This is a genomic window from Streptomyces sp. UF-297 (assembly GCF_058245575.1).
In genome coordinates this window covers 40,210-63,283 of record NZ_JBSIBZ010000056.1, presented here as the reverse complement: position 1 = coordinate 63,283, position 23,074 = coordinate 40,210, and the positions used below count along the sequence as shown (strand labels likewise).

General features: G+C 72.8%; 19 protein-coding genes and 1 pseudogene. 11 read left to right on the top strand and 9 right to left on the bottom strand.

Annotated features, from left to right (window positions below):
* A pseudogene (locus AC4IJH_RS27535) lies at window positions 1-1,011 on the bottom strand (DUF6297 family protein); the annotation flags it as partial.
* The gene (locus AC4IJH_RS27530) at window positions 1,008-1,679 is read right to left on the bottom strand and encodes an ABC transporter ATP-binding protein (protein WP_490854567.1); all 672 of its coding nucleotides are present in this window, start codon (window positions 1,677-1,679) and stop codon (window positions 1,008-1,010) included. The pseudogene AC4IJH_RS27535 and the gene AC4IJH_RS27530, both read right to left, overlap by 4 nt.
* Window positions 1,680-1,888: 209 nt before the next feature.
* Here AC4IJH_RS27530 and AC4IJH_RS27525 point away from each other — a divergent pair, with 209 nt between their 5' ends.
* The gene (locus tag AC4IJH_RS27525) at window positions 1,889-3,754 is read left to right on the top strand and encodes an alpha-L-fucosidase (protein ID WP_490854566.1); all 1,866 of its coding nucleotides are present in this window, start codon (window positions 1,889-1,891) and stop codon (window positions 3,752-3,754) included.
* Between the two features lie 131 nt (window positions 3,755-3,885).
* Window positions 3,886-4,461, top strand: a complete 576-nt coding sequence (locus AC4IJH_RS27520; RefSeq protein WP_490854565.1) for a TIGR03086 family metal-binding protein — start codon at window positions 3,886-3,888, stop codon at window positions 4,459-4,461.
* Between the two features lie 42 nt (window positions 4,462-4,503).
* Here the strand turns inward: AC4IJH_RS27520 and AC4IJH_RS27515 are convergent, their stop codons facing one another.
* Window positions 4,504-4,677, bottom strand: a complete 174-nt coding sequence (locus AC4IJH_RS27515; RefSeq protein ID WP_490854564.1) for a hypothetical protein — start codon at window positions 4,675-4,677, stop codon at window positions 4,504-4,506.
* 461 nt (window positions 4,678-5,138) lie between these two features.
* Here AC4IJH_RS27515 and AC4IJH_RS27510 point away from each other — a divergent pair, with 461 nt between their 5' ends.
* The gene (locus AC4IJH_RS27510) at window positions 5,139-6,620 is read left to right on the top strand and encodes a lipase maturation factor family protein (protein ID WP_490854563.1); all 1,482 of its coding nucleotides are present in this window, start codon (window positions 5,139-5,141) and stop codon (window positions 6,618-6,620) included.
* Here the strand turns inward: AC4IJH_RS27510 and AC4IJH_RS27505 are convergent.
* The gene (locus AC4IJH_RS27505) at window positions 6,553-7,659 is read right to left on the bottom strand and encodes a tetratricopeptide repeat protein (protein ID WP_490854562.1); all 1,107 of its coding nucleotides are present in this window, start codon (window positions 7,657-7,659) and stop codon (window positions 6,553-6,555) included. The genes AC4IJH_RS27510 and AC4IJH_RS27505 overlap by 68 nt on opposite strands.
* Window positions 7,660-7,820: 161 nt before the next feature.
* Complete coding sequence (locus AC4IJH_RS27500) at window positions 7,821-9,443, bottom strand: MFS transporter (RefSeq protein WP_490854561.1); 1,623 nt, start codon at window positions 9,441-9,443, stop codon at window positions 7,821-7,823.
* 80 nt (window positions 9,444-9,523) lie between these two features.
* Here AC4IJH_RS27500 and AC4IJH_RS27495 point away from each other — a divergent pair, with 80 nt between their 5' ends.
* The 5 genes from AC4IJH_RS27495 (at window position 9,524) to AC4IJH_RS27475 (ending at window position 14,917) form a co-directional block, all read left to right on the top strand.
* Complete coding sequence (locus AC4IJH_RS27495; protein ID WP_490854560.1) at window positions 9,524-10,432, top strand: AraC family transcriptional regulator; 909 nt, start codon at window positions 9,524-9,526, stop codon at window positions 10,430-10,432.
* A gap of 145 nt (window positions 10,433-10,577) precedes the next feature.
* Entirely contained in the window at window positions 10,578-11,759 is a 1,182-nt protein-coding gene (locus AC4IJH_RS27490; RefSeq protein WP_490854559.1) for a lactonase family protein, read from the top strand.
* 411 nt (window positions 11,760-12,170) lie between these two features.
* Window positions 12,171-12,893: a hypothetical protein gene (locus tag AC4IJH_RS27485; protein ID WP_490854558.1), complete on the top strand. Its 723-nt coding sequence runs from the start codon at window positions 12,171-12,173 to the stop codon at window positions 12,891-12,893.
* 74 nt (window positions 12,894-12,967) lie between these two features.
* Window positions 12,968-13,378: a hypothetical protein gene (locus AC4IJH_RS27480; RefSeq protein ID WP_490854557.1), complete on the top strand. Its 411-nt coding sequence runs from the start codon at window positions 12,968-12,970 to the stop codon at window positions 13,376-13,378.
* A 147-nt stretch (window positions 13,379-13,525) separates the two neighbouring features.
* Window positions 13,526-14,917, top strand: coding sequence for an amino acid permease (locus tag AC4IJH_RS27475; RefSeq protein WP_490854556.1), 1,392 nt, complete (start codon window positions 13,526-13,528; stop codon window positions 14,915-14,917).
* Window positions 14,918-15,024: 107 nt separating this feature from the next.
* On the opposite strand, the gene AC4IJH_RS27470 is transcribed toward AC4IJH_RS27475, so the two are convergent.
* The 4 genes from AC4IJH_RS27470 to AC4IJH_RS27455 all read right to left on the bottom strand — a co-directional run bounded on the left by AC4IJH_RS27470 (window position 15,025) and on the right by AC4IJH_RS27455 (window position 19,305).
* The gene (locus AC4IJH_RS27470; protein ID WP_490854555.1) at window positions 15,025-17,010 is read right to left on the bottom strand and encodes an ABC transporter permease; all 1,986 of its coding nucleotides are present in this window, start codon (window positions 17,008-17,010) and stop codon (window positions 15,025-15,027) included.
* Between the two features lie 55 nt (window positions 17,011-17,065).
* Window positions 17,066-17,863, bottom strand: a complete 798-nt coding sequence (gene modA, locus AC4IJH_RS27465; RefSeq protein ID WP_490854554.1) for a molybdate ABC transporter substrate-binding protein — start codon at window positions 17,861-17,863, stop codon at window positions 17,066-17,068.
* A 96-nt stretch (window positions 17,864-17,959) separates the two neighbouring features.
* Window positions 17,960-18,355 carry a TOBE domain-containing protein gene (locus AC4IJH_RS27460; RefSeq protein ID WP_490854553.1) on the bottom strand — a complete coding sequence of 132 codons (396 nt, stop codon included), beginning with the start codon at window positions 18,353-18,355 and terminating at the stop codon, window positions 17,960-17,962.
* Between the two features lie 137 nt (window positions 18,356-18,492).
* Window positions 18,493-19,305: a PaaX family transcriptional regulator C-terminal domain-containing protein gene (locus AC4IJH_RS27455; protein WP_490854552.1), complete on the bottom strand. Its 813-nt coding sequence runs from the start codon at window positions 19,303-19,305 to the stop codon at window positions 18,493-18,495.
* 278 nt (window positions 19,306-19,583) lie between these two features.
* Between AC4IJH_RS27455 and AC4IJH_RS27450 the strand changes: the two genes are divergently transcribed.
* The 3 genes from AC4IJH_RS27450 (at window position 19,584) to AC4IJH_RS27440 (ending at window position 23,022) form a co-directional block, all read left to right on the top strand.
* Window positions 19,584-21,251, top strand: coding sequence for an acyl-CoA dehydrogenase family protein (locus AC4IJH_RS27450; RefSeq protein ID WP_490854551.1), 1,668 nt, complete (start codon window positions 19,584-19,586; stop codon window positions 21,249-21,251).
* On the top strand, window positions 21,248-22,018 hold the full coding sequence (locus tag AC4IJH_RS27445; protein WP_490854550.1) for a crotonase/enoyl-CoA hydratase family protein: 771 nt from the start codon (window positions 21,248-21,250) through the stop codon (window positions 22,016-22,018). Before AC4IJH_RS27450 ends, AC4IJH_RS27445 begins: the two co-directional genes overlap by 4 nt.
* A gap of 164 nt (window positions 22,019-22,182) precedes the next feature.
* Window positions 22,183-23,022 carry a YndJ family protein gene (locus AC4IJH_RS27440; RefSeq protein ID WP_490854570.1) on the top strand — a complete coding sequence of 280 codons (840 nt, stop codon included), beginning with the start codon at window positions 22,183-22,185 and terminating at the stop codon, window positions 23,020-23,022.
* The last annotated feature ends 52 nt before the right edge of the window (window positions 23,023-23,074 follow it).

Here is a 23,074-nt window from a genome sequence, read left to right as displayed (position 1 = left end):
GGGCCGGACCGCCTGGGCCGCGGTGAGCCGGGCGGCGCGCGGGTCCAGCGTCATGATGCCGGTGGCCACGCCGCCCGACGCCCGGGAGCGGGCGCGCAGTTCGGCGGCGGGGATCGTGGTGACGGTGCGGACCGCACACAGCGCGGCGGCCAGCACGGCCACCGCCAGCAGGGCCGTCGCCAGGGGCCAGTACGGGGCCCGGCCGCCGGCCAGCGCGAGGGCGGGCTGGGCGGCCCAGCCCCAGGGGCCGAGCCACAGTTCGACGCTCTCCAGCCAGGGCAGGCGGTGCCCGGTGACGGCCAGCGCGGACTGCCCGGCGAGCAGCACGAGGAGGACCACGGCGAGCGGGGTGCAGCGCTGGACCTGGCGCGCCCAGCGCTCCGATCCCTCCACCGCGGCCGCGCCGACCGTGCCGATCACCGCCAGGCCGGCGGCGGGCCCCGAGCAGGCCGCGGCCAGCGGCCACAGGTCGCCGAGCCCGGCGGCGGCCAGCAGCAGCGCGCCCAGGAACCCGGCGAGCAGCGCGGCCAGCACGGCTATCCCCAGGGAGAGCGCGAACCAGGGCAGGACGAGCGGGCCGCGCCGCACCGGCAGCGCCAGCAGCCAGTCGGTGTCCGCGCGCGGTGGGGTGACCGGGCCGCGCCACAGCGCGTCGCGGGCCAGGAGGAGGAAGGCGGCGAGCCCCAGCGAGAACACGGCCGAGGGGAGCGCGGGCAGGATGCGGTCGGCGTACCCGGCCAGCGGATGCCCGTCCCGGATCCTGACGTAGACGCCGAACGCGAACAGGCCGTACCAGCCCAGCACCATGATCGCGCCGACGTAGACCGCGTAGAGGAACTTGGCCGAGCGGTCGCCGCCGCGCCGGGCCCTGAGCCAGGCCGTGACCTCCCGGGCGGCCGGCTCGCGGGCGCGGCCGGGGGCGGCGGGTCCGGCGCCGGCGGCACGTCCCGCGCCGAGGCCCTCGTCCCCTGCCGGGGCCCGTCGGACCTCGCCCACCCGCGGGCCGTTCACAGCGCCACCTGCGCCAGGGCGGCCCCGGGCTCCCCGTCCGCGATGACCGCGCCGTCCTCCAGGACGAGCACCCGGTCGGCCACCTCGCGCGCCAGCTCGTGGTGGTGCGTGGCGAACAGCACGGCAGTGCCGCGCTCGCCCTCCTCGCGCAGCAGGTCCCGCAGCCGCACCCGCGCGGCCGGGTCCAGCCGCTGCTCGGGCTCGTCCAGCACCAGCAGGTCGCGCGGCCGCAGCAGTGCGGCGGCCAGCAGCATGGCCTGGAGCTGACCCGAGGAGAGCGCGCCGGGGCGGGCGTCGGCATGGCCCTGGAGGCGCTGTCGCTCCAGCACCTGCGCGACGCGCCGGTCACCGTCGGGGACGCGGTGCCCCACGGCGACCAGCTCCAAGTGCTGACGGACCGTCAAATCCGGGTAGCAGCTGAGGATGTCGCCGACGACCGCGACGCGCTCGCGCACCCGCGGGTCGTCCTCGCTCATCGCCTCCCCGTCGAACTCGACGGTGCCGCTGCTGGGCCGGTCCCGGCCGCAGGCGATGCGCAGGAGCGTGGACTTGCCCGAGCCGTTGTGCCCGAGCAGGGCCACACACGCCCCCGCCGGCACCTCCAGGTCCATCGGGCGCAGCGCCTGACGCTCCCCGAAATTCCGGCTCACCCCCGTCATCCTCAACATGATCACCAGGCTACCCGGCGCCACTGACACCCCCTTGAGGTCCGAGGTCTCCCCTGCGTTCAGCCGCCAATTCCCCGTACTTTCCCTCCAGTCGCCGTAGGTGATCCGATGTCTGTGGTGCGAGAGGTCTTCCGGTGCGGGTGCGCCCGCTGCACCATGCGGGGTGCAGCAGGAGGCAGGCACGCGACCGACGACCGAAGGAGTACGCGATGCGCAGCCGCACAAGACTGGCCCTGCTCCTGGGGGCCGGCCTGTTACTGACCGGCGGGGTCTCCGGCGCCCACGCGCAGTCCCCCGCTCCCCCGCCGGACCCCGGCCGTGCCGCCCCGGCCGCCGGGTCCGGCCGCGCCGCCCCGCTCACGGGCCCCGGCAGCAACCACGCCGTCGACGACCCCTTCACCTCCCGGCGCACCTCCTGGTGGCGCCAGGACCGCTTCGGGATGTTCATCCACTTCGGCGCGTACTCACAGCTGGAGGGCGAGTACACCCGGCCCGACGGCACCGTCTGCCGCGGCGCGGAGTGGATCAAGCGCTCGTGCGACATCCCGATGGCCGCGTACGAGCAGCGGGCCGCGGCCTTCAACCCCTCCGCCTTCGACGCCAAGGCCGTCGTCCGGGCCGCCAAGGACGCCGGGCAGCGCTATATCGTCATCACTTCCAAGCACCACGACGGCTATGCGATGTGGCCGACGCAGCAGAACGCCTGGAACCTGCGCGACCACTCCTCCTTCGATCCGCGCCGCGACATCCTGGCCGAGCTGAAGCAGGCCGCCGACACCGCGGGCATCAAGCTCGGCTTCTACTATTCGATCTGGGACTGGCACGACCCGGACTTCCCCGACCCGGCGACCTTCCCGCGCTACAAGCAGCGGATGTACGCCCAGCTCAAGGAGCTCGTCGACGGCTACGACCCGGCGCTGTTGTGGTTCGACGGCGAGTGGGACGCGGACAACCCCACCAACCGCTGGTCTCCCAAGGACGGCGCCGACCTCCAGGCGTATCTGCACCGGCTGGACCCCGGGCTGATCGTCAACAACCGGGTCGGCAAGAAGCGCGTGGTGGACGGCGACTACGGCACCCCCGAGCAGGAGATTCCCACCGCTCCCGTGGACGGCCAGCTGTGGGAGAGCTGTATGACCCTCAACGACCACTGGGGATACGCCAAGTACGACTCCCACTGGAAGTCCGCCGCCACGGTGGTGCGCAATCTCCTGGCCACCTCGGCGCGCAGCGGCAACTACCTGCTGAACGTGGGCCCCGACCGGCTCGGCCGCGTACCGCAGCCCTCCGTCGACCGCCTGCGGGAGGCCGGACGGTGGCTGGCCGCGCACGGGCAGGGCGCCGCCGTGTACGGGGCCGGGCATGCGGGCCTGGTCGCCGAGCCGTCCTGGGGCACGGTCTCCCGCAGCGGCGACCAGCTGTACGCGGCCGTCACCGCCTGGCCCGCCGCCGGCCGCCCGCTGCACCTGAGGGCCAGGACCCCGTTCGCCGTCACCTCGGCCCGGGTGCTGGGCAGTTCCCGACCCGTACGGGTCACGCCCGCGGGCGACGGCTTCGACCTGACGCCCTCCGGAGCGGCCACCGGCCCGGTCGCGACCGTCATCCGCCTCACCGTACGGACACCCGCCGCCGCGCCCCCGGGCACCGGCGCCGGCCTGAAGGCGCAGTCCTGGGACAACGACACCTTCAGCGGCCCGCCTGCCGCCACCACCGTGGAGGCGACCGTCAACAAGTCCTACCGCTTCGACGGCTCCCCCGCCCCAGGCATCCCGGCCGACCGCTTCGGCACCCGCTGGAGCGGCACCCTCCAGCCCCGCTACAGCGAGACCTACACCCTGACCGCCGTCTCGGACGACACCGTCCGCCTGTGGATCGACGGCCGGCTCGTCCTGGACAACGCCACACCCCACGAGCCCAGGGTCGACAAGGCGACGGTCGCCCTGCGGGCGGGACACCGCCACACCATCCGCCTGGAACACACCGAGCGGACCGGCGAGGCGTACATCAAACTCCTGTGGTCCAGCCCCAGCCAGGCCCAACAGATCGTCCCCCGGAGCCAGTTGTACGCCCCCTGACCCGGCGGGCCCCGCGCGGCACCGAGACGGACGCTGCCTGTCCCGGTGCCGTCCGCCAAGAGGATGCCCGTCCCGGGCCTTCCTCAGCCCTTCCCACGCTTTGTCAGTGGTGGCTCCTATCCTCGGGGGGCATGACCAAGGACGAGATGTTGCGTACGCACGGGGAAGCGCTCGCGCTGTTCGGGGCGCGGGTGCACGCCGTGCCGGACGACCGGTGGAGCGCCCCGACGCCCTGTACCCAGTGGTCGGTGCGCGACCTGGTGAACCACCTCACCGCCGAGCAGCTGTGGGTGCCGCGGCTGGTCCGTGACGGCGCCACGCTCCAGGAGGTGGGCGACGCGCTGGACGGGGATGTGCTGGGCGACGACCCCGTGGCGGCGTGGGACCGCGCGGCGGTGGCCGCCGTGGCGGCCTTCAGCGAGCCGGGCGCGCTGGACCGTACGGTCCGGCTGTCCTACGGCCCCAGCTCCGTCGCGGACTACTGCGTCCAGATGATGGCCGACGCGGTGGTGCACGCCTGGGACCTGTCGCGGGCCATCGGGGCCGAGGAGGCGCTGCCGGGCCCGCTCGTCACCGCGGCACTGCGCGCGGTGGAGCCGTACGCGGCGGGGCTGGCCGGCTCCGGTCTGTTCGCGGCGCCCGTCGATCCCCCGCCGGGCGCCGATGAACTCACCACGCTGCTGTGCCTGCTCGGCCGCAGGCCATGAGCCCGTCCTCGCGGCCGAGTTCACAGGCCGCGGGGCAACCGGTCAGTCGATGCCGCGGAAGATGTACGGCTCGGCCGGATCGTCGTCGTCGCAGCCCGCGACCCGGACCGGGACGCATCGGCCCCAGACCTCCAGATTGCGAACTTCCTTGATGCGCCCGGGCCGCTCGCCCCGCTTGACCGGGGCCTGCTCGCGCTGCGCGTTCTCCAATGCCACCACGTACTCCTTCGTCGAGGGACACTCTTCCGACGCGGTGGCGCCTTCTTCACAACCGGGAGTTCGGCCATGGTTCGTGGCGGTTCCCGCGACGGGCCAAGGGTGTTGGCATCTCCCAGTAAGGTCGTCCGTCACTCTCCAGCCTAACGATCCTGCTCGAAGGGCGCTCGACAATATCTTGCTAAAGCGGGCGGCCGGGACGATAGCGGTGCCACCGGAAGCGGGCTGCGGTGGCGCAACGCCCCGAGTTGCCGTATTCATGGCGGTTCGTACGCTGGAGAGTGAGCGGGGAGATGGCGGTTCAATCCCACCCGGCTCCACTCCAGGGGCCGTAGCTCAAGACAGAGCGACCCGCTCACGGACGTGAGCCCAGGGCCGGTGCGTGCGCGCACCGGCCCTTTGGCACGCCCGTGGCCCACCGGTGAGCGCCCCGGCGCGGCCGTCGTGCTACGGATGGTCGGGTGGAGTGGTTCACCGATTCCGGTTACTGGCTCGCCCGGCTCGTCTTCCAGCGGATGCTGGCCGTGGTGTACCTGGTGGCGTTCGTGGCGGCGGCGCGGCAGTTCCGGGCACTGATCGGCGAGCACGGGATGCTGCCGGCGCCGCGGTTCCTACGGCAGGTGCCCTTCCGCACCGCGCCGGGGATCTTTCACGCGCACTACTCCGACCGGTTCTTCGCGGGGTGCGCCTGGGCGGGGGCCGCGCTGGCCGCGGCGCTGGCGGCGGGGGCGGGCGACGCCGTGCCGCTGTGGGCGTCGATGCTGATGTGGCTGGCGCTGTGGGCGCTGTATCTCTCGATCGTGAACGTCGGGCAGGTGTGGTACGGCTTCGGCTGGGAGTCGCTGCTGCTGGAGGCCGGGTTCCTGGCGGTCTTCCTGGGCAATGACGAGACCGCGCCGCCGGTGCTGGCGCTGTGGCTGCTGCGGTGGCTGCTGTTCCGGGTGGAGTTCGGGGCCGGGCTGATCAAGATGCGCGGCGACCGCTGCTGGCGCGAGCTGACCTGCCTGTACTACCACCACGAGACACAGCCGATGCCCGGACCGCTGAGCTGGTTCTTCCACCATCTGCCCAGGCCGCTGCACAAGGTGGAGACGGCGGCCAACCACGTGGCCCAACTCGGCGTACCCGTCCTGCTGTTCACCCCGCAGCCGGTGGCGAGCTGGGCCGCTGCGGCCATCGCGGCCACCCAGCTGTGGCTCGTACTGTCGGGGAACTTCTCCTGGCTGAACTGGCTCACCATCGCCCTGGCGCTGTCCGCCACGGACCTCGGCAGCGCCCTGGCGGCCTTCGGTGCCACCGGGCCGCAGCCGCCCGCGCTGCCCGCTCCCCCGCTGTGGTTCGAGGTGGCCGTGCTGGCCCTGACCGCCGCAGTGGCGGTCCTGAGCTACCGTCCGGCGCGCAATCTCTTCTCCCGGAGGCAGCGGATGAACACCTCCTACGAACCGCTGCGGCTGGTCAACTCCTACGGGGCGTTCGGCAGCGTCACCCGCAGCCGGCGGGAGATCGTCATCGAGGGGACCGAGGACGCGGTGATCACGCCGGCCACGGTGTGGCGGGAGTACGAGTTCCGGGGCAAGCCGGGGGATGTACGACGGATGCCGCGCCAGTTCGCGCCGTACCACCTGCGCCTGGACTGGATGATGTGGTTCGCCGCGCTCTCGCCCGCCTATGCCCGATCGTGGTTCGGGCCGCTGGTGGAGCGGCTGCTGGCCGCCGACCGGGCGACGCTGCGACTGCTGCGCCACGACCCGTTCCACGGCGCGCCGCCCGCTCACGTACGGGCGCTGGTGTACGCCTACCGCTTCACCGGCCCGCGGGAACGGCGGCGGACGGGGGCGTGGTGGCACCGGAGCCTGCTGCGGGAGTTTTTGGCGCCTACGGCACTGCCACAGCGGACACCGCCGCCCGGTCCGCCGGGTCCGCCGGGACCGGCGGAGCCGTAGGAGTCGCCGGTGCCGCAGGAGCCGTGGCCGCCGTCAGCTCGGCCCGGAAGGCAATCACCATCTCCTTGGCGTGCCGCAGCCCGATCCGGGTGAACTCCTCCTCCAGATCGTCGAGTTCGGCGAGTGTCGCCTCCGGCGCCGCGCCCAGCCGGGAGCGGGACTTGGCCAGGCCGAGGCGGGACAGGGCCGTCCCGCGCGGCTCCTGGATGGCGCGGAACTCCGCCAGCGATCCGGCGTAGGCCCGGGCGGCCTCCTCGTACCGCCCGGCCCGGAACAGTACGTTGCCGCGCATCTTGTGGTTGTAGGCGAGCGCGCTGGCCAGGTCCATGGCGCGGCACACGGCCTCCGCCTCGGTCAGCAGCCGCAGCGCCCGCCCGGTGTCACCCTGGACGGACACCACGTCGGCTATGCCGCGCAGCGACCAGGCGTGGCCGCGGGCGTCGTCCGCCTCCGAGGCGATCCGCGCCGACTCCTCGAAGAGCTCCAGGGCCTTGTCGTACGCGCCGCTGTTGCGGTGCATCTGGGCGATGCCGGACATCGCCCAGACCATGTGCCGGGCCTCGCCGTGCGCCCTGCCCTGCTCCAGCAGCAGCTCGTGGAGTTCGGCCACGGCCGCGTAGTCGCCCTGGATACGGCCGGTCTCGGCGAGCCCGGCCAGGGAGTAGCCGTGCGCCATGCGGTCGCCGCTCTCGTCGGCGAGGGCCACGGCGAAGGCCAGCAGCCGGCGGGCCAGCGGGAGGGTGCCGCACTGCCGGGCCAGGGTGCCGCCGCTCCACAGGGCCCAGGCCATCGCCCCTTGGTCACCTGCGGTGCGGGCGCTGCGGTAGCTGTCGCGCCAGGCGCTGCCGGCCTCCGCCACCCGGCCCAGCCGCCGGTTGGCCTCGGCCAGGGCGAGCGAGGCCCGCGCCCGCTCCAGCGGCGAGGCGGCCCCCTGCCGGGCGCGCCCCGCCGCCGCCAGCACGTCCTCGTACGAGGAGTTCACGCCCAGCGCCGCGCCCAACTCGCCCTGATATTCCGGGGCGAAAGCTTTGCTGTACATGGTGGGGGCCTCCTGATCGTTCGGTGCTCGATCAAGAAGCTATGGCGGCGAAGGGGGTTGGCGAATCCCTCCCCATATGGGTTGTGCCGTACGACTTGAGTGCTACGGACGACAGCATGATCATCATCGGGATGTACGGGAATTCCGGGGACACTCCGGGGTCACCCCAGGGAACCGGACGCGGGCGCCCTGTCCGATTTCGCCAACTCCCTTGCCCCATCGGCCGTTTCCGTATCATCCCGCCCCGCATCTTGGCGGGCCGTACCAGTAGGGGGAACCCGCCTCAGCAGCACCAGCGCGAGCATCAGGAGCAGGACGGTCAGACTTCCGCTGACGACGGCCGCGGCGTGCAGGCCAAAGGCAAACCCCTCGCGTACTACGGACGCGAGGGCGTCCCCCAGGGGGTGGGGCAGGTGTTCGGCGGCGGCGATCCCGCCGCCGGTGTTCTCCGCCGCACGGTCGACGGCGTCCTGGGGGACGCCGTCGGGCGCCGCGGCACTGACCCGGCCGCGGTAGACGGCCGCCATCACGCTGCCGGTGGCCGCGACGCCGAAGGCCGGGCCGAGTTCGTAACCGGTCTGGCCGACCGCGGCGGCCTGGCCCGCCTTCTGCGGCGGGGCGGCGCCGACCGCGATGCCGGTGCCGAGCACGGTGACCGGCGCCAGCCCCGCCATCATCACGCAGGTGCCCACGGCCGCCCGGGCGGCCCCGGAGCCGTCGGCGGGCAGGGCGGCCAGCAGCGCGAAGCCGGCCAGCGCGAGCACCGCGCCGCCGGCGATCACCCGGGCGGGCCGTACCCGCCGGGCCAGTACGGGCGTGAGCTGGGAGCCGACGGCCGGCCCGACAGCGGGCAAGACCATCAGCAGTCCGGCCTCCAGGGCTGGCAGGCCGCTGACGATCTGGAGGTACTGCGGCACCAGGTACTCCACGCCGTTCATCGCGGCCAGGCCGGTGAACAGCAGCAACAGCGCGGCGGTAAAGGTCCGGTCGGCGAACAGCCGCAGATCCAGCAGCGGCTCGGCGATCCTCCGCTGCCTGCGGACGAACAGCGCGCCGAAACCTGCGGCCAGTGCCGTCGCCAGCAGTGCGCGGGGCCCCGGGCCGTACTCGCCGACATGCTTGATCGCGTAGACGAACGGCAGCAGCGTCAACAGCAGCAGCGGCACACTGAGCCGGTCGAGCCGGACCGCGCCGGGGTCGGCGGACTCGGGCACCGCGAAAGGCGTGACGACCAGCACGGCCACCATCACCGGCACCCCCACCAGGAACACCGAGCCCCACCAGAAGTGCTGCAGCAGCACACCGCTGAGCACCGGCCCCAGGGCGATGCCGGTAAACAGCGCGGTGACCCACAGCGCGATGGCGCGGGCCCGCTGCCGGGCGTCGGTGAACAGGTGGGAGATCAGCGCCAGCGTGGACGGGATGATCGCCGCACCGGCCACCCCCAGCAGCGCACGGGCGGCGATCAGCACCGGCGGGTTCGGCGCGTACGCGGCCACCAGCGAGGCCAGGGCGAAGACCGCGACCCCGGACAGCAGCACCCGGCGCCTGCCGAACCGGTCGCCGGCATTGCCCGCCAGGACGAGCAGACAGGCCATCGCGAAGCCGTAGATGTCATTGATCCACAGCAGTTGGGAGCCGCTGGGCGCCAGGTCGGCGGCCAGCGGCGGCGTGGCCAGCCACAGCACTCCCAGGTCGGCGGTGAGGAGCAGGGTGGGCAGCAGGAGGGCAGGCAGCAGCAAGGCGCCGGTCCACTGCCGGCGGCGCGGGTGGGCATCGGTCATGCGCCCATTCCACGGGCCGCTCCGCAGACGGACCATGGGGCAAGAGCTCCGGTGCATGTCCGTGCGTCTACGATCCCGGCATGGACGCGTTCGGAGATCTTCTGCGGGGTGTACGGGCCAACGGCGCCCTTTTCGACCGGCTGACGCTGTCGCCGCCCTGGACGCTGAGTGTGGGCGAAGAGGCGCCGCTGACCCTGTGCACGGTGCTGGAGGGCGAGGCGTGGCTGGTTCCGCACGAAGGCACCGCGCAGCAGATCCGCCCCGGGGACACCGCGGTCGTCCGCGGCCCCGCGCCCTGCCGCCTGCAGGACGCGCACCCCGAGCGCGCCGATGCGGCCGCCCCTGAAGCGGGCGCCTCCACGGTGCTGGTCGGCGGCTATCGCGTACGGGGCGATCTGGGACAGCGGCTGCTGGACGCGCTGCCGCCCGCACTGGTCGTGCCCGCGGACGAGGACTGCGACGCCGTCCTGCGGTTCATCGCGGCCGAGGCCGCCGCGGACCGGCCGGGCCAACAGACCGTGCTGGACCGCCTGTTGGACTGGATGCTGGTGTGCACCGTGCGCGCCTGGTTCGACCGGCCCGAGGCCGACCCGCCCGGCTGGTACCGCGCGCTCGCCGACACCGTGGTGGGGGCGGCGCTGCGGGCCCTGCACGAGGCCCCGGCCCGCCCGTGGACGGTGGCCTCGCTGGCGGCCGAAGCGGGCGTCTCGCGCGCCACGTTGGCCAAGCGCTTCGCCGCGCTGGTGGGCGAGCCGCCGCTGGCGTATCTGACCCGGTGGCGGATGGTGCTCGCCGCGGACCTGCTGGCCGAGCCGGACGCCACGGTGGCCGCCGTGGCACGGCAGGTGGGGTACGCGGACGGGTTCTCCTTCAGCGCCGCGTTCAAGCGCATCCGCGGCCTCAGCCCGACGGCCCACCGCGCCACGGCGATCGGCAGCAGCTCCGAGGGCGGGGACGCGGCGGTACGGATGGCGGCGGGCGTACGGTAGCCGCCCTCCCGGGGACGCGGCGCACGCCGCCCTACCGCCAAAGGCGTTGCGTCCTGCGCAATTTGTGTTGCGCCTCTTGTCGGCGCGGGCGATACGGGTCACCCTTTCAGCCACATCCGAGATCACCGGACTCGCGAGGTGGGCCATGAGCAGTGCACGGACCCGGATCGACCGTCGCCGCTTCCTCGGTACGGCAGCGGCGGGAGCCGCCCTGGCCGCCTTCGGCAGCCCCTCCCCCGCCGAGGCCCACGGCCGCCGTCCGCACCACCGGCCCCCCAGATGGCGGCCGCTCTTCCTCGGCACGTACACCACCGTCGCGGGCGGCGGCACCGGCCTGGGCCTGGGCGCGTACGACGCGGACAGCGGGCGAATCACCGCCACCGGCACCCTGCCCGGCGTCCCCAACCCGTCCTATCTGGCGCTTGCGCCGCGCGGCCGCACCCTCTACACCGTCAACGAGACGCTCACCCCCGGCGAGAACGGCTCCGTCACCGCGATCGCCCTCTCGGCCGACGGCCGCCACCGGGTCCTGGGCGCCCGCACGACAGGCGGCGCCGGCCCCTGCCACCTCTCCGTCCACCCCAGCGGACGCTGGCTGCTCAGCGCCAACTACCTCTCCGGCAGCGTGGCCGTACACCCCGTGCACCACGGAGGGGCACTCGGCGAACTCACCGACCTGGTCACGCACTTCGACCCGCCGCCCGGCCCCGGCCAGAGCGGCCCGCACGCCCACCAGATCGTCACCGCACCGGACGGGCGCCACATCCTCGCCGTCGACCTGGGCAACGACACCGTCTACACCTACCGGCTCGACACCTCCGCGGGTCGGCTGCGTCAGATCTCGACCGCCCGGCTACGCCCCGGCGCCGGCCCGCGCCATCTGACCTTCCACCCCTCCGGCCGCTTCGCCTACCTCGCCAACGAGGTGGACAACACCGCCGTGGTCTGCGCGTACGACCGGCACAGCGGACGGCTGACCCCCGGCGCACCCCAGCCCACCGGCACCGGGCCCGGCACCAGCTACCCCGCGCAGTTCCTCGTCACCCGCAACGGCGCCTTCGCCTACCTCGCCAACCGCGGCCACAACAGCATCTCCCGATACGCCATCGAGGCACGCGGCGCCCGCCTCCGCCTGCTCGACACGGTTCCGGTACGCGGCGACTTCCCACGCCACATCGCCTTCTCCCCCTCCCAACGCCTGCTCTTCGCCGCCAACCAACGCTCAAACTCCGTAACGGCATTCACAGCCAACCCCCACAACGGCACCCTCACCCCCTTTCCCAAACCATTCACCACCCCCATCCCCGTATTCGTCCTGCCCCTGTAACCACACCCACCACCTGCCCCGCCCTTCCCCGGCCGGGGATAGCGCCGCCCGTCCTGACACCCTCAGACAGGCCATGGACATGCGAGAGCGAGCAGGCCGAGTACGTACGGGCGTCACCATGCGTACATTTCTCGCCCGCGGGCGCTTTTCGGCTGACCCGCAGCGGCGACAGATCGAAAGCCTCTCGCCTGGCAGTTCTTCCCCTTATGGCTTATGTCGGTCAGGTAGATATATTCCGCAGCGCTTTGTACGCAGGACGGACTCCCGTGGAGCGGTTGGCTCAACCAGGGCAACTGGTTCGCGGAATCGGATTCGTGTGGCCGGTTGCTCCCCTTTTGCACGTGCATGTCGCCTGCGAGACTCACCGCTCCGAGACCGCATTCGCGAGAGGGACGAGAGGGAGAGGCAGACATGGCGCAGGACGGATACAGCATCTCCATCGAGATGGATGACACGACAACCAACAGGCTTCGCCAGGGGGGATTCCGCCTCTACGGCTTCAGGGGAGTGCGCAGTTCGTCCGCCAACGGCAGGCCGCTCGTGTGGTTCAGCTCCCTCGAATACATGACGGATACGCAGATCACCTGGACGCCGCAGCTGAAGGCATTCACCTCGCACTCGCAGATCATTCCCGACGGGAAGGTCACCGCCAGCAACTCGTACAACATCGAGCTCGGCCAGACCCTGGAGGTCAAGAACATCACAGGGACGGGCTCCGTATCGCCCGACGGAGTTCAAGGCGCCGTATCCGTCTACAACGAGACGAACACCGAGTTCACCACCGGCATCTCGCAGCGGAGCAATGTCGGCGACTCGTCGTCGTTCACCCCCCTGTGCGCCTTCCCGCTGTTCGGCGGCAACATCAATGTGTTCACTCCGGTGGAGAAGGTGCTGCTGTTCTTCGCCTCGGACGCGATCGACACCGGCACCGTCATCGAGCGGGCATTCGCCCCCGGTCTGCTGGTCGACGTGACCGGAGTGGGAAGCCGGAACGTCCAGTACCACATCAACACCGGGTGGTCGCCCAATGAGATCTGGGCGAGGAAGATCAGCGCACGCGACAACATCGTCTCGCTGCTGGTCGAGTCTCCCGCAGAACTGGCCTTCGAGGCCGAGCGGTTGACCAAGAAGTAGCGGATCGAAAGGGACGAGAGCGCTGGGCGGGTCCGGGTCGTGGAGATCCGGACCCGCAGTCAAGGGGGAGAGAAATGACCGAGGTCCGGACCGAGACGCGCCCCCTCTATGGAGATGGACGGTGGACGTACGGAAAGTTCACCTTCGGGTTGCGGTACAACGCGGAGACCATCTGCGCCTTCCTCGACGTGGCTGAGGCCCAGTACTACTGGACGGCCGGGTGGTGGTATCCCGATGCGAAGTACCCGGCGAGGATCAGCCCCGCCTCGTTCACGGTCACCGTCGGCCGACAAGTGATCATCGATGATGCGGGGGTGAGGGGAGATCTCCCGCACCCCAGCGGACGAGTCCTGAGCCACAGCACGATGTACTGGGGCGACGACACGTACAAACTCTCCGCGAATGCGGTCATGTTGGGGCCGTACTGGGACGAGACGCGGCTCACCGTCCCATCGGAGACCTGGCACTTCGACCTCAAGGCGTGAGGATTTCCCTCCCGGAGTGCTGGATGCCGTCGACGGTATTGCTCGACGCGCACAGCGAGCCGTTGCGCCGGCGGGCGTGCGGTGCACGGGTGAGGCGAAACACTGTGGCAACAGTTCCGCAGGATTGGGTCCGTAGCCTGCGCTGACATGAGTACGGGAACAGCGCCACAGACCACGCCCGAGGCACCGGGCGGCGGGCCGCGGGACGGCGAACTGCACAAGGGCCTCAAGCGGCGCCACATGAACCTGATCGCGCTGGGCGGGGTCATCGGCGCCGGGCTGTTCGTGGGCAGCGGGGTGGTCATCCGGGCCACCGGGCCGGCCGCCGTGCTGTCCTTCCTCGCGGCCGGGGTCCTCACCGTACTGATCATGCGGATGCTGGCGGAGATGACGGTGGCCCGCCCGGCGCTGGGCTCCTTCTACGCCCATGTGCGCGAGACGCTCGGCCACCGGGCCGGGTTCACCGTCGGCTGGCTGTACTGGTACTTCTTCGTGATCGTGGTGGCCGTGGAGGCGGTGGCGGGCGGCAGGCTCATCCAACTCTGGCTCCCGCAGGCGCCGTTGTGGGCGATCAGCCTGGTCCTGATGGCGCTGCTGACCGCCACGAACATGGTCTCGGCCCGCTCCTACGGCGAGTTCGAGTACTGGTTCTCCTCCATCAAGGTCATCGCGATCGTCGTCTTCCTCTTGCTGGGCGGGCTCTACGTCGCAGGGCTGTGGCCGGACGCGGCGGGCGGGGTGGCGCATCTGACGGCGCACGGCGGCTTCGCGCCCGAGGGGGTCGGCGCGGTGCTGGCCGCCGTCGTGCCGTGCATCGGCTTCTTCACCGGCGCGGAGATCGTCACCATCGCCGCCGCCGAGTCCGTGGAGCCCGAGCGGGCGGTGGCCAACGCCATCCGCTCCATCGTGCTGCGGGTCGTCGGCTTCTACGTCCTGTCCGTCCTCCTCGTGGTGGCGGTGGTGCCCTGGACCGAGAAGGCCATCGAGGTCAGCCCGTACGCGGCGGTGCTGGACCGGCTGGACGTACCGGCGGCCGGCACGATCATGAACGCGGTGGTGCTGATCGCGGTGCTCTCCTGCCTCAACTCCGCGCTCTACACCTCCTCGCGGATGCTCTTCGCGCTGACCCGCAACGGGGACGCGCCGCGCGGCTTCACCCGGCTCAGCCGCAGCGGCGTCCCGCGCCGGGCCCTGCTGGCCGGTACGTCGGTCGGCTACGCGTCGGTGATCGCCGCCTGGATCTCCCCGGACGTCGTCTTCGCCTTCCTGATCAACTCCTACGGCGCCATCGCCCTGTTCGTCTATCTGGCGATCGCCTTCGCACAGGTACGGATGCGGCGGAAGCTGGAGCGCGCGGCGCCCGAGCGCCTGACGCTGAAGATGTGGCTCTTCCCGTGGCTGAGCTGGGCGACCATCGCCCTGATGGCGGCGGTCATCGGCGCGATGGCCTTTCTCCCGGACAGCCGCGCGCAGTTCTGGCTGAGCCTGCTGACGGTGGCGGTGGTGCTGGGGGCGTACGAGGTACGGCGGCGGACTTAAGAGCGCGGGCCGCGCCGATGTGCGGCTCCCGCCGCGTGGGCGCGACCAGCCCCCCACCGGCCCGCGGTGTCACGACCGAGCTTCCCGCGAAGCGCTCGGCGGCGCGTTCACAGCCGTACGAGCGTGACCTCCGTCGCCTTCACACTGACCCAGACGTCGCTGTCCTCGCCCAGCCCCAGCTCGGCCGCCGCCTGCGGAGTGATCTCGCCGACCAGGTCGGGCACCTCCGAGGAGCCGATCAGGACGCGCAGCCGGCTGCCGAGCGCGGTGATTTCCCGTACCCGGCCCGGCCATACGTTGCGCGGGCTGCCGGAGGGGCGGTCGCGGTGCACGGAGACCGCCTCGGGCCCGATGATCGCCAGCGCATCGGTGCCCGAGGGCAGCGGGTCGGCGGCCACCAGGGTCTTCTTGTCCGCGAGTCGGAGCCCTTCGGGGACGGCCGTACCAGGCCAGGCGTTGCGGCCCAGCATCCGGGCCACCCACGGGGAGCGCGGGTGCCGGGTCACCTCGGCGGGGGCGGCGTCCTGGAGGGTGCGGCCGTCCTCCAGGACCAGGACGCGGTCGGCGAGCGAGACCGCCTCGACCGGGTCGTGGGTGACCATCAGGCACACCCCGCCGAAGCCCGACAGATGGCGGCGCAGGGTGTGCCGGACGTGGGCGCGGGTGGTCTGGTCGAGGGCGGCCAGCGGCTCGTCCAGGAGCAGCAGGCGGGGGCGGGCGGCCAGGGCGCGGGCGAGCGCGACGCGCTGGGCCTGGCCGCCGGAGAGCTGGGCGGGGCGGCGGTGCGCGAGGGGGCCGACGCCGAGCCGGTCCAGCCACTGCTGGGCCTCCTGGCGTGCCCGGGCGCGGCCGACGCCGTGGGCGCGCAGCCCGTAGGCGGTGTTACGCAGCGCCGACAAGTGGGGGAAGAGCGCGCCGTCCTGCGGGACCCAGGCCACGTCCCTGCGGTGCGGCGGCAGCGCGGTGACCTCACGCCCGCCCAGCATCAGCGTGGCGTGCGCGCGCGGTGTCAGGCCGAGCAGGGCACGCAACAGGGTGGTCTTTCCCGCGCCGTTGGGGCCGACGACGGCGATGGTGGTGCCGGGCTCGGCGTCCAGGGTGAGCCGGTTGAAGCCGGTGACCTCGGCGTGCAGCGGCCAGCGTGCGCCGGCGGGGGCGGCCGCGGCCGGTGTGTGCGGGGCGTCCGCTGCGTCCGGCCCGCACCCGGAGGGCTCTGCCGGCTCGTACGGGGAGGGCTCCCCCGCGTTCGCGGACCGCCGCCCGCCCCCGGCCCTGCGGCCCTGGGTCACCGGGCCCGTCGACCAGCGGCCGCGCAGCGCGACCAGTCCCGCCATCGCGATGGCGAGCAGCAGGAGGGAGACGGAGGTGGCGGCCTCGGGGCTGTCCTGGAGGAGGAGGTAGACCTGCAGGGGCAGGGTCTGGGTGACGCCGGGGAGGTTCCCGGCGAAGGTGATCGTGGCGCCGAACTCGCCGAGCGCACGCGCCCAGGTCAGGGCCGCGCCCGCGGCCAGCCCAGGAATGATCATGGGGAGGGTGACGGTGCAGAACACTCGCAGCGGTGAGGCGCCCAGGGAGGCGGCGGTCTCCTCGTAGCGCGGGTGCAGCCCGGCGAGCGCGCCCTCCAGGCTGATGACCAGGAACGGCATCGACACGAAGGTCGCGGCGACCACCGCGCCGGAGGTGTGGAAGGGCAGCTGGAGCCCGAACCAGCTCTCCAGCCAGCCGCCGAGCAGCCCGCGCCGCCCGAATCCGAGCAGCAGCGCCACCCCGCCCACGGTGGGCGGCAGCACCATCGGGAGCAGGACCAGGCAGCGTACGAGGGACTTGCCGGGGAAGTCGACGCGGGCCAGCAGCCAGGCCAGCGGCACGCCCAGCAGCAGGGACAGGCCCAGCGCCCACAGGGAGACGACGAGCGAGAGCGTCAGGGCCTCGGTGACCTCCGGGCTGGTGAGGTGCGCGCCGAGGTCGCCCCAGGTGGTGCGGGTGAGGATGCCGATCAGGGGCACCAGCAGGAACGCCACCGCCAGGACGGCGGGCACGGCCAGTGCCAGGGGTGCCCGCCGCCCGGGGGCGGCGTTCCGGGTGCGCTTCATGACGACATTCTTCTCGTGCCCGTCCTGCCTGGTGTGCTCACGGATCGCCCGGTGGTCAGGGCTTTTGGAATCCGGCGTCGTGCAGCAGCTTCTGCGCCTGCTCGCCGCCGAGCCACTTCACGAACGCCTCGGCGTCCTTGGCGTGCTCGGAGACCTTGAGGGTGGCCGCCGGGTACTGGGCGATCGCGTTCTGGTCGTCCGGGATCTCGACGGCGTCGACCTTGTCCGGGCTGGTCATGGCGTCGGTGGCGTACACGATGCCGGCGTCGGCCTCGCCCAGCTGGACCTTGCTCAGCACGCCGCGTACGTCCTGCTCCTGGGAGACCGGCTGGACCTTGATGCCCTGCTTGTCCAGGACCTGCTTGCTGTAGCGGCCCACGGGGACGGCGGGCGCGGCGAGCACGACCTTGAGCTTGCTGCCGTACCTGAGGTCGCGCAGCGTCTTGATCTTCTTCGGGTTGCCCTCGGGGGTGGCGATCACCAGGCGGTTCTTGGCGATGATCTCGGGCGTGCCGGTCTTGCCCTTGAGGCCGTCCATGGTCTTGGTGTCCGCGGTGACCAGGGCGTCGGCCTGGACGTCCTGGTTGACGTGCGCGGCCAGCTGCTGGGAGCCGGCGAAGGAGAACTTCACCTTGGTGCCGGGGTGCTCCTTCTCGTAGGCCTTGCCCGCCTTGGCGAAGACGTCGGTCAGGGAGGCGGCGGCCAGGACCGTGAGGGTGGTCTTGTCGCCGTCGTCCCCGCCCCCGGAGGCCTGGTCGTCGCTGCCGCAGGCGGCGGCCAGCGGGACGATCAGGGCGACGGTCAGCGCGGCGGCCGCGGCACGGCGCCTGCCGGGGGTGGCGGTGCGGAACATGGGATCGGCTCCTTGGGACGTACGCGGGGCGCGAAGGCCTCGTGGGGCGGGCCGTGTCCGGTCCGGCCGGGTCCGGTCGCCCGGGCCCGGGACGGGTCAGACGCGGTCGATGTGGACGTTGGTCGACTTGACGCGGGCGGTGGCCTGCATGCCGACTTCGAGGCCGAGTTCCTCGACCGCCTCCCGGGTGAGGAGGGAGACCAGCCGGTGCGGGCCGGCCTGGATCTCGACCTGGGCGGCCACGTCGCCGAGCTTGATGGCCGTCACGATGCCGGGGAAGGCGTTGCGGGCGGAGGTGTAGCTCTGCTCGTCCTCGCCGTTGCCGCTCTTGGCGAGCTCGGTGGAGAACGCGGCCAGGTCGCGGCCGTCGATCAGCCGGCGGCCTGTCTCGTCCCGGTGGGTGGAGACCTTGCCCGCGTCGGCCCAGCGGCGGGCCGTGTCGGGGCTCACGCCGAGCAGGCGGGCCGCCTGACCGATGGTGTAGGACTGCATATGCGGCACCGTATGGCAGATCATCTCTCATCTGCAATCAGCTCTGGTGCATGTGCTTAGCAAGTGCGAGGCACGTTGGAGGATGCCACAAGGGTGCGGCGGCCGAGCAGGGACGGCAGCGGTACGGGCGCCGCGGGTCAGCGTGGTGCGACGTACTGCCGCAGCAGCGCGCCCAGTTCGCCCTCGAAGGCGTCGTAGCTGCGCCGCAGTTCGGCGCCCGGCCAGTCGCCGGGCAGCAGGGCGGCGGGCAGCAGCGGGTCGGCGAGGAGGTGGCGCAGGGCCGCGGCGGCGACCGTGAAGCGCTCGGCCGGACCGGCCGCCCGCGCGAGGGCGGCGTGCAGGGCGCGGGCCCGCTCCGCCCAGGCCCCGAGGTCCCACAGCCGGTGGGCGAGTACGGTCGCGTCGCCGTCGGGAGCGCCGGTGAACCAGGTGCACTGCAAGGTGGCCACGGGCGGGCGGGGCCGCTCCAGGTTGGCCGGGCGCAGCCAGGTGCCCTCGCGCAGCTCGGCCATCCGCAGCCCCGCCATGGCCTGGCGCAGCGCGGTGCGTTCGGCGGCGGGGCGGCGTTCGGCGGTGGTGACCACGGCGATCTCCCAGTCGCCGCGCCAGGGCCTGGTGGTGGGCGTACGGCTCTCGTCCTGCCGGGCCTGGCGCTCCAGCAGCCGCTCGGTCAGTGCGTAGGCGCCCTCGTGCTGGCGCAGATCGCCCGCGGCGACCATGCGGGACAGGGCGACGCGGACGGTGCCCTCGGCGATGCCGAAGAGTTCACCGACGCGGACCAGGGCGCGGACGGGCAGCCGGGGCGGGTGGTGGCCGAGCAGGGTGCTGAGCACGATGGAGCGGGCGGTGAGCGGCCGCAGTGCGAGGGCACCGGGCGCGGCCTCGCCCTCGGCGGCCCCGCCCCGGCCCAGTGCCGCGCCGCCTGCCGGGGTGTCGGTGTCGTCTCTCATGTCTGGAGCAGATCCTAAGCGCGCCGCGGAAAGCGGGTGGGGGTCGCAGTCGCGGATGGGGGCCGGATACGGGAACGCGTCGCCCTGGCCGTAGTCCGACCAGATGCGGGCGCGGACGCCGTCGAAGGGGGAGGAGTTGTCGCTCTCCAGGCACCTGCCGCTGGAGTTGCGGAGCTCGCCGCCACCGGACGCGGCGGCAGGCGCGGCGGTCGGCGGTGGCGCGACAGCCGGGTATTACAACCTTCCTTCACTCGTCCGAATTCTGTAATGTCCGTGGTATGACCGTCACCCGTGAAACCCATGAAGTCATGAATCAGGCACCGCCGTTGACCGGATTCAGCACGGCGGACGACCCGGCCCTGCTGGAGGCGCTGCGGCGCCACGACGCGGACTGGGGCGTGGCGGAGGTGGCCGCGCTCGGCGCGCTGGCCGGTACGCCCGAGGTGCAGGAGCAGGCCCGGACGGCGGAGGAGCAGCCGCCGCGGCTGCACACCCACGACCGCTACGGACACCGCATCGACGAGGTCGAGTTCCACCCGGCCTGGCACCAGCTGATGACCGTCGCGGTGGAGCACGGGCTGCACGCCGCGCCCTGGGCCGAGGCCCGGCCCGGCGCCCACCTGGTGCGGGCCGCGAAGTTCTACGTCTGGTCACAGGCCGAGCCGGGCCACGGCTGCCCCATCTCGATGACGTACGCGGCCGTGCCCGCGCTGCGCGCCCAGCCGGAACTCGCCGCGCAGTACGAGCCGTTGCTGGCGGCCCGTACCTACGACTACGGACTGCGGCCCCCGCTCGCCAAGTCGGGGCTGATCGCGGGCATGTCGATGACGGAGAAGCAGGGCGGCTCCGACGTACGGACCAACACCACCCGAGCGGTGCCGACCGGCGACGGCACGTACCGCATCACCGGCCACAAGTGGTTCACCTCGGCTCCCATGAGCGATGTGTTCCTGACCCTGGCGCAGACCGAGGAGGGGCTGACCTGCTTCCTGCTGCCCCGCGTGCTGCCGGACGGCACCCGCAACCGCTTCCATCTCATGCGCCTGAAGGACAAGTTGGGCAACCGCTCCAACGCCTCCTCCGAGGTCGAGTACGACGAGGCGGTGGTCTGGCCGGTCGGCGAGCCGGGCCGCGGGGTGCGCACCATCGTGGAGATGGTGAACATGACCCGGCTGGACTGTGTGATCGGCTCGGCGGCCGGGATGCGCGCCGGGCTGCGGCAGGCGCTGCACCACACCGCTCACCGGCGGGCGTTCGGGCGGGAGTTGAGCGACCAGCCGCTGATGCGGTCCGTGCTCGCCGACCTCGCGGTGGAGTCGGAGGCGGCCACGCTGCTGGCGATGCGGCTGGCGGCGGCGCTGGACGGGGCCCAGGCCGGAAACGCCCAGGAGGCCGCGCTGCGCAGGCTGGGGCTGGCGGTCGGCAAGTACTGGGTGTGCAAGCGGGGCGCCACGCACGCGGCGGAGGCGCTGGAGTGCCTGGGCGGCAACGGCTATGTGGAGGAGTCGGGGATGCCGCGGCTGTACCGCGAGGCGCCGCTGCTGTCGATCTGGGAGGGCTCGGGCAACGTCGCCGCGCTGGACGTGCTGCGCGCGCTGGCCAAGGAACCGGCCGCGCTGGAGGCGTACTTCGCCGAGGTGGAGGCCGCAGCGGGCGCCGACCGGCGGCTGGACGCGGCCGCGGCGGGCGTGCGCGGGCTGCTCGGGCAGCTGTCCGACCCGGAGCGCGCACAGCTGATGGCCCGTCAACTGGCCGAGCGGATGGCGCTGGTGCTCCAGGCGTCCTTGCTGGTACGGCACAGCCACCCCGCGGTGGCCGACGCGTTCTGCGCCTCGCGGCTGGGAGGCGAGTGGGGCCACGCCTTCGGGACGCTGCCGGTCGGCACGGACCTGGGCGCGATCCTGGAGCGCGCGCGGGCGAAGTCGCCGGACGAGGTGGCCGGATGAGCCAGGCGCCGGTACGCGTGGAGCGCGCGGGCCCGGTGACCACGGTCGTCCTGTCCCGGCCCGCGGTCCGCAACGCCGTGGACGGCCCCACGGCCGGTCGACTGGCCGACGCCTTCCGCGCGTTCGAGGCGGACGAGTCGGCACTGGTGGCCGTGCTGTGGGGCGAGGGCGGCACCTTCTGCGCGGGCGCCGACCTCAAGGCGATCGGCACCGGCCGCGGCAACCGGGTCGCCCCGGACGGCGACGGGCCGATGGGCCCCACCCGGATGCGGCTGAGCAAGCCGGTGATCGCGGCGGTCAGCGGCCACGCGGTGGCGGGCGGGCTGGAGCTGGCGCTGTGGTGCGATCTGCGGGTCGCGGAGGAGGACGCGGTCTTCGGGGTGTTCTGCCGCCGCTGGGGCGTACCGCTCGTCGACGGCGGTACGGTCCGGCTGCCCCGGCTCATCGGCGAGAGCCGCGCCATGGACATGATCCTGACCGGGCGGCCGGTGGCGGCGCCCGAGGCCCTGGCGATGGGGCTGGCCCATCGCGTGGTGGCGCCGGGGCACGCCCGCGCGGAGGCCGAGCGGCTGGCGGCGCAGCTCGCCCGCTTCCCGCAGACCTGTCTGCGCGGCGACCGCGCTTCGGTGCGGGACCAGGCGGGCCTGCCCGAGGAGCAGGCCATGGCGCGCGAACTCGACCACGGGAGGCTCTCGCTGAAGGAGGCGGCCGCGGGCGCGGCGCGCTTCGTGGCGGGGGCCGGGCGGCACGGGGCGGTGGAGGAGTAGGCAGACGGCCGGTCCGCCGGGCGGGGGCTTGCGGAGCGCGCGGGATGTTCGCGGCGCACCTCCGGAAGCCCCCGCCCACCCTCTTTTGAACACGTTCAAGTGATCCCGTACTGTCTGACACGAAGAACTTGAACACGTTCAAGAGGAGAGTGCGCATGGATGCCATGACCGTGCTGGTGAACCTCATCGTGCTGCTCGGCATGTTCGTCGTGATCCCGATGGGGCTGGCACTGCTCGACGAACCGGGCCTGGAACGGCTGCGACGCCTGTGGCCCGCCGCGGCCCTCGCCGGCGGGATCGCGCTGTGGCTGCCGCGCGGGGCCGTCGCCACCGCGCTCGCCGCCTGTTACGCCCTGGCCACCCTCGCGCTCGCACTGCGCGCACCGCGGCGGCTGGCCCGCACCCGCTCCCTGGCACCGCGCGAGATCGCGGCGCTCACCGCGCTGGCCACCCCGGCCGTTGCCGGGATCGCGCTGGTCACCGAGCGCGCGGGGCACGAGATGTTCGGGTTCGATCTGCGGATCCTGTCGCTGACCGTGCCGCACTTCCACTTCGCCGGGTTCGCCGCCGCACTGATGGCCGGGCTGGTGTGCCGGGTCGCCGACCGGCCCGCGGGGCGGCTGGCCGCGCTCAGCGTGCCCGTCGGAACCCTGCTGGTGCTCGCCGGGTACTTCGTCGACGACTGGGCCGAACTGGCCGGGGCCGTCGTACTGACCTGCGGCATGTGGCTGGTGGGACACATCACCTGGCGGGAGGTACGCGACGCGGCACCGGACCGTACGACACGCGCCCTGCTCGGCATCTCGGCCGCCGTCCTGGTCGCCACCATGGTGCTCGCCCTGAGCTGGGCACTCGGCGAGGCGACCGGCATCGCGCACCCGAGCCTGGGCTGGATGGCCGCCACCCACGGCCTCGGCAACGCGCTGGGGTTCGCGCTGTGCGCCCTGCTGGCCTGGCGCCGCCTCCGGCCCGTACCGACGGCGTACGAGCAGGCCCCCGCATGACCGGCGCCCACCCCCACCACGACTCCTTCCGGGCCGACGACTCCGAGACGGG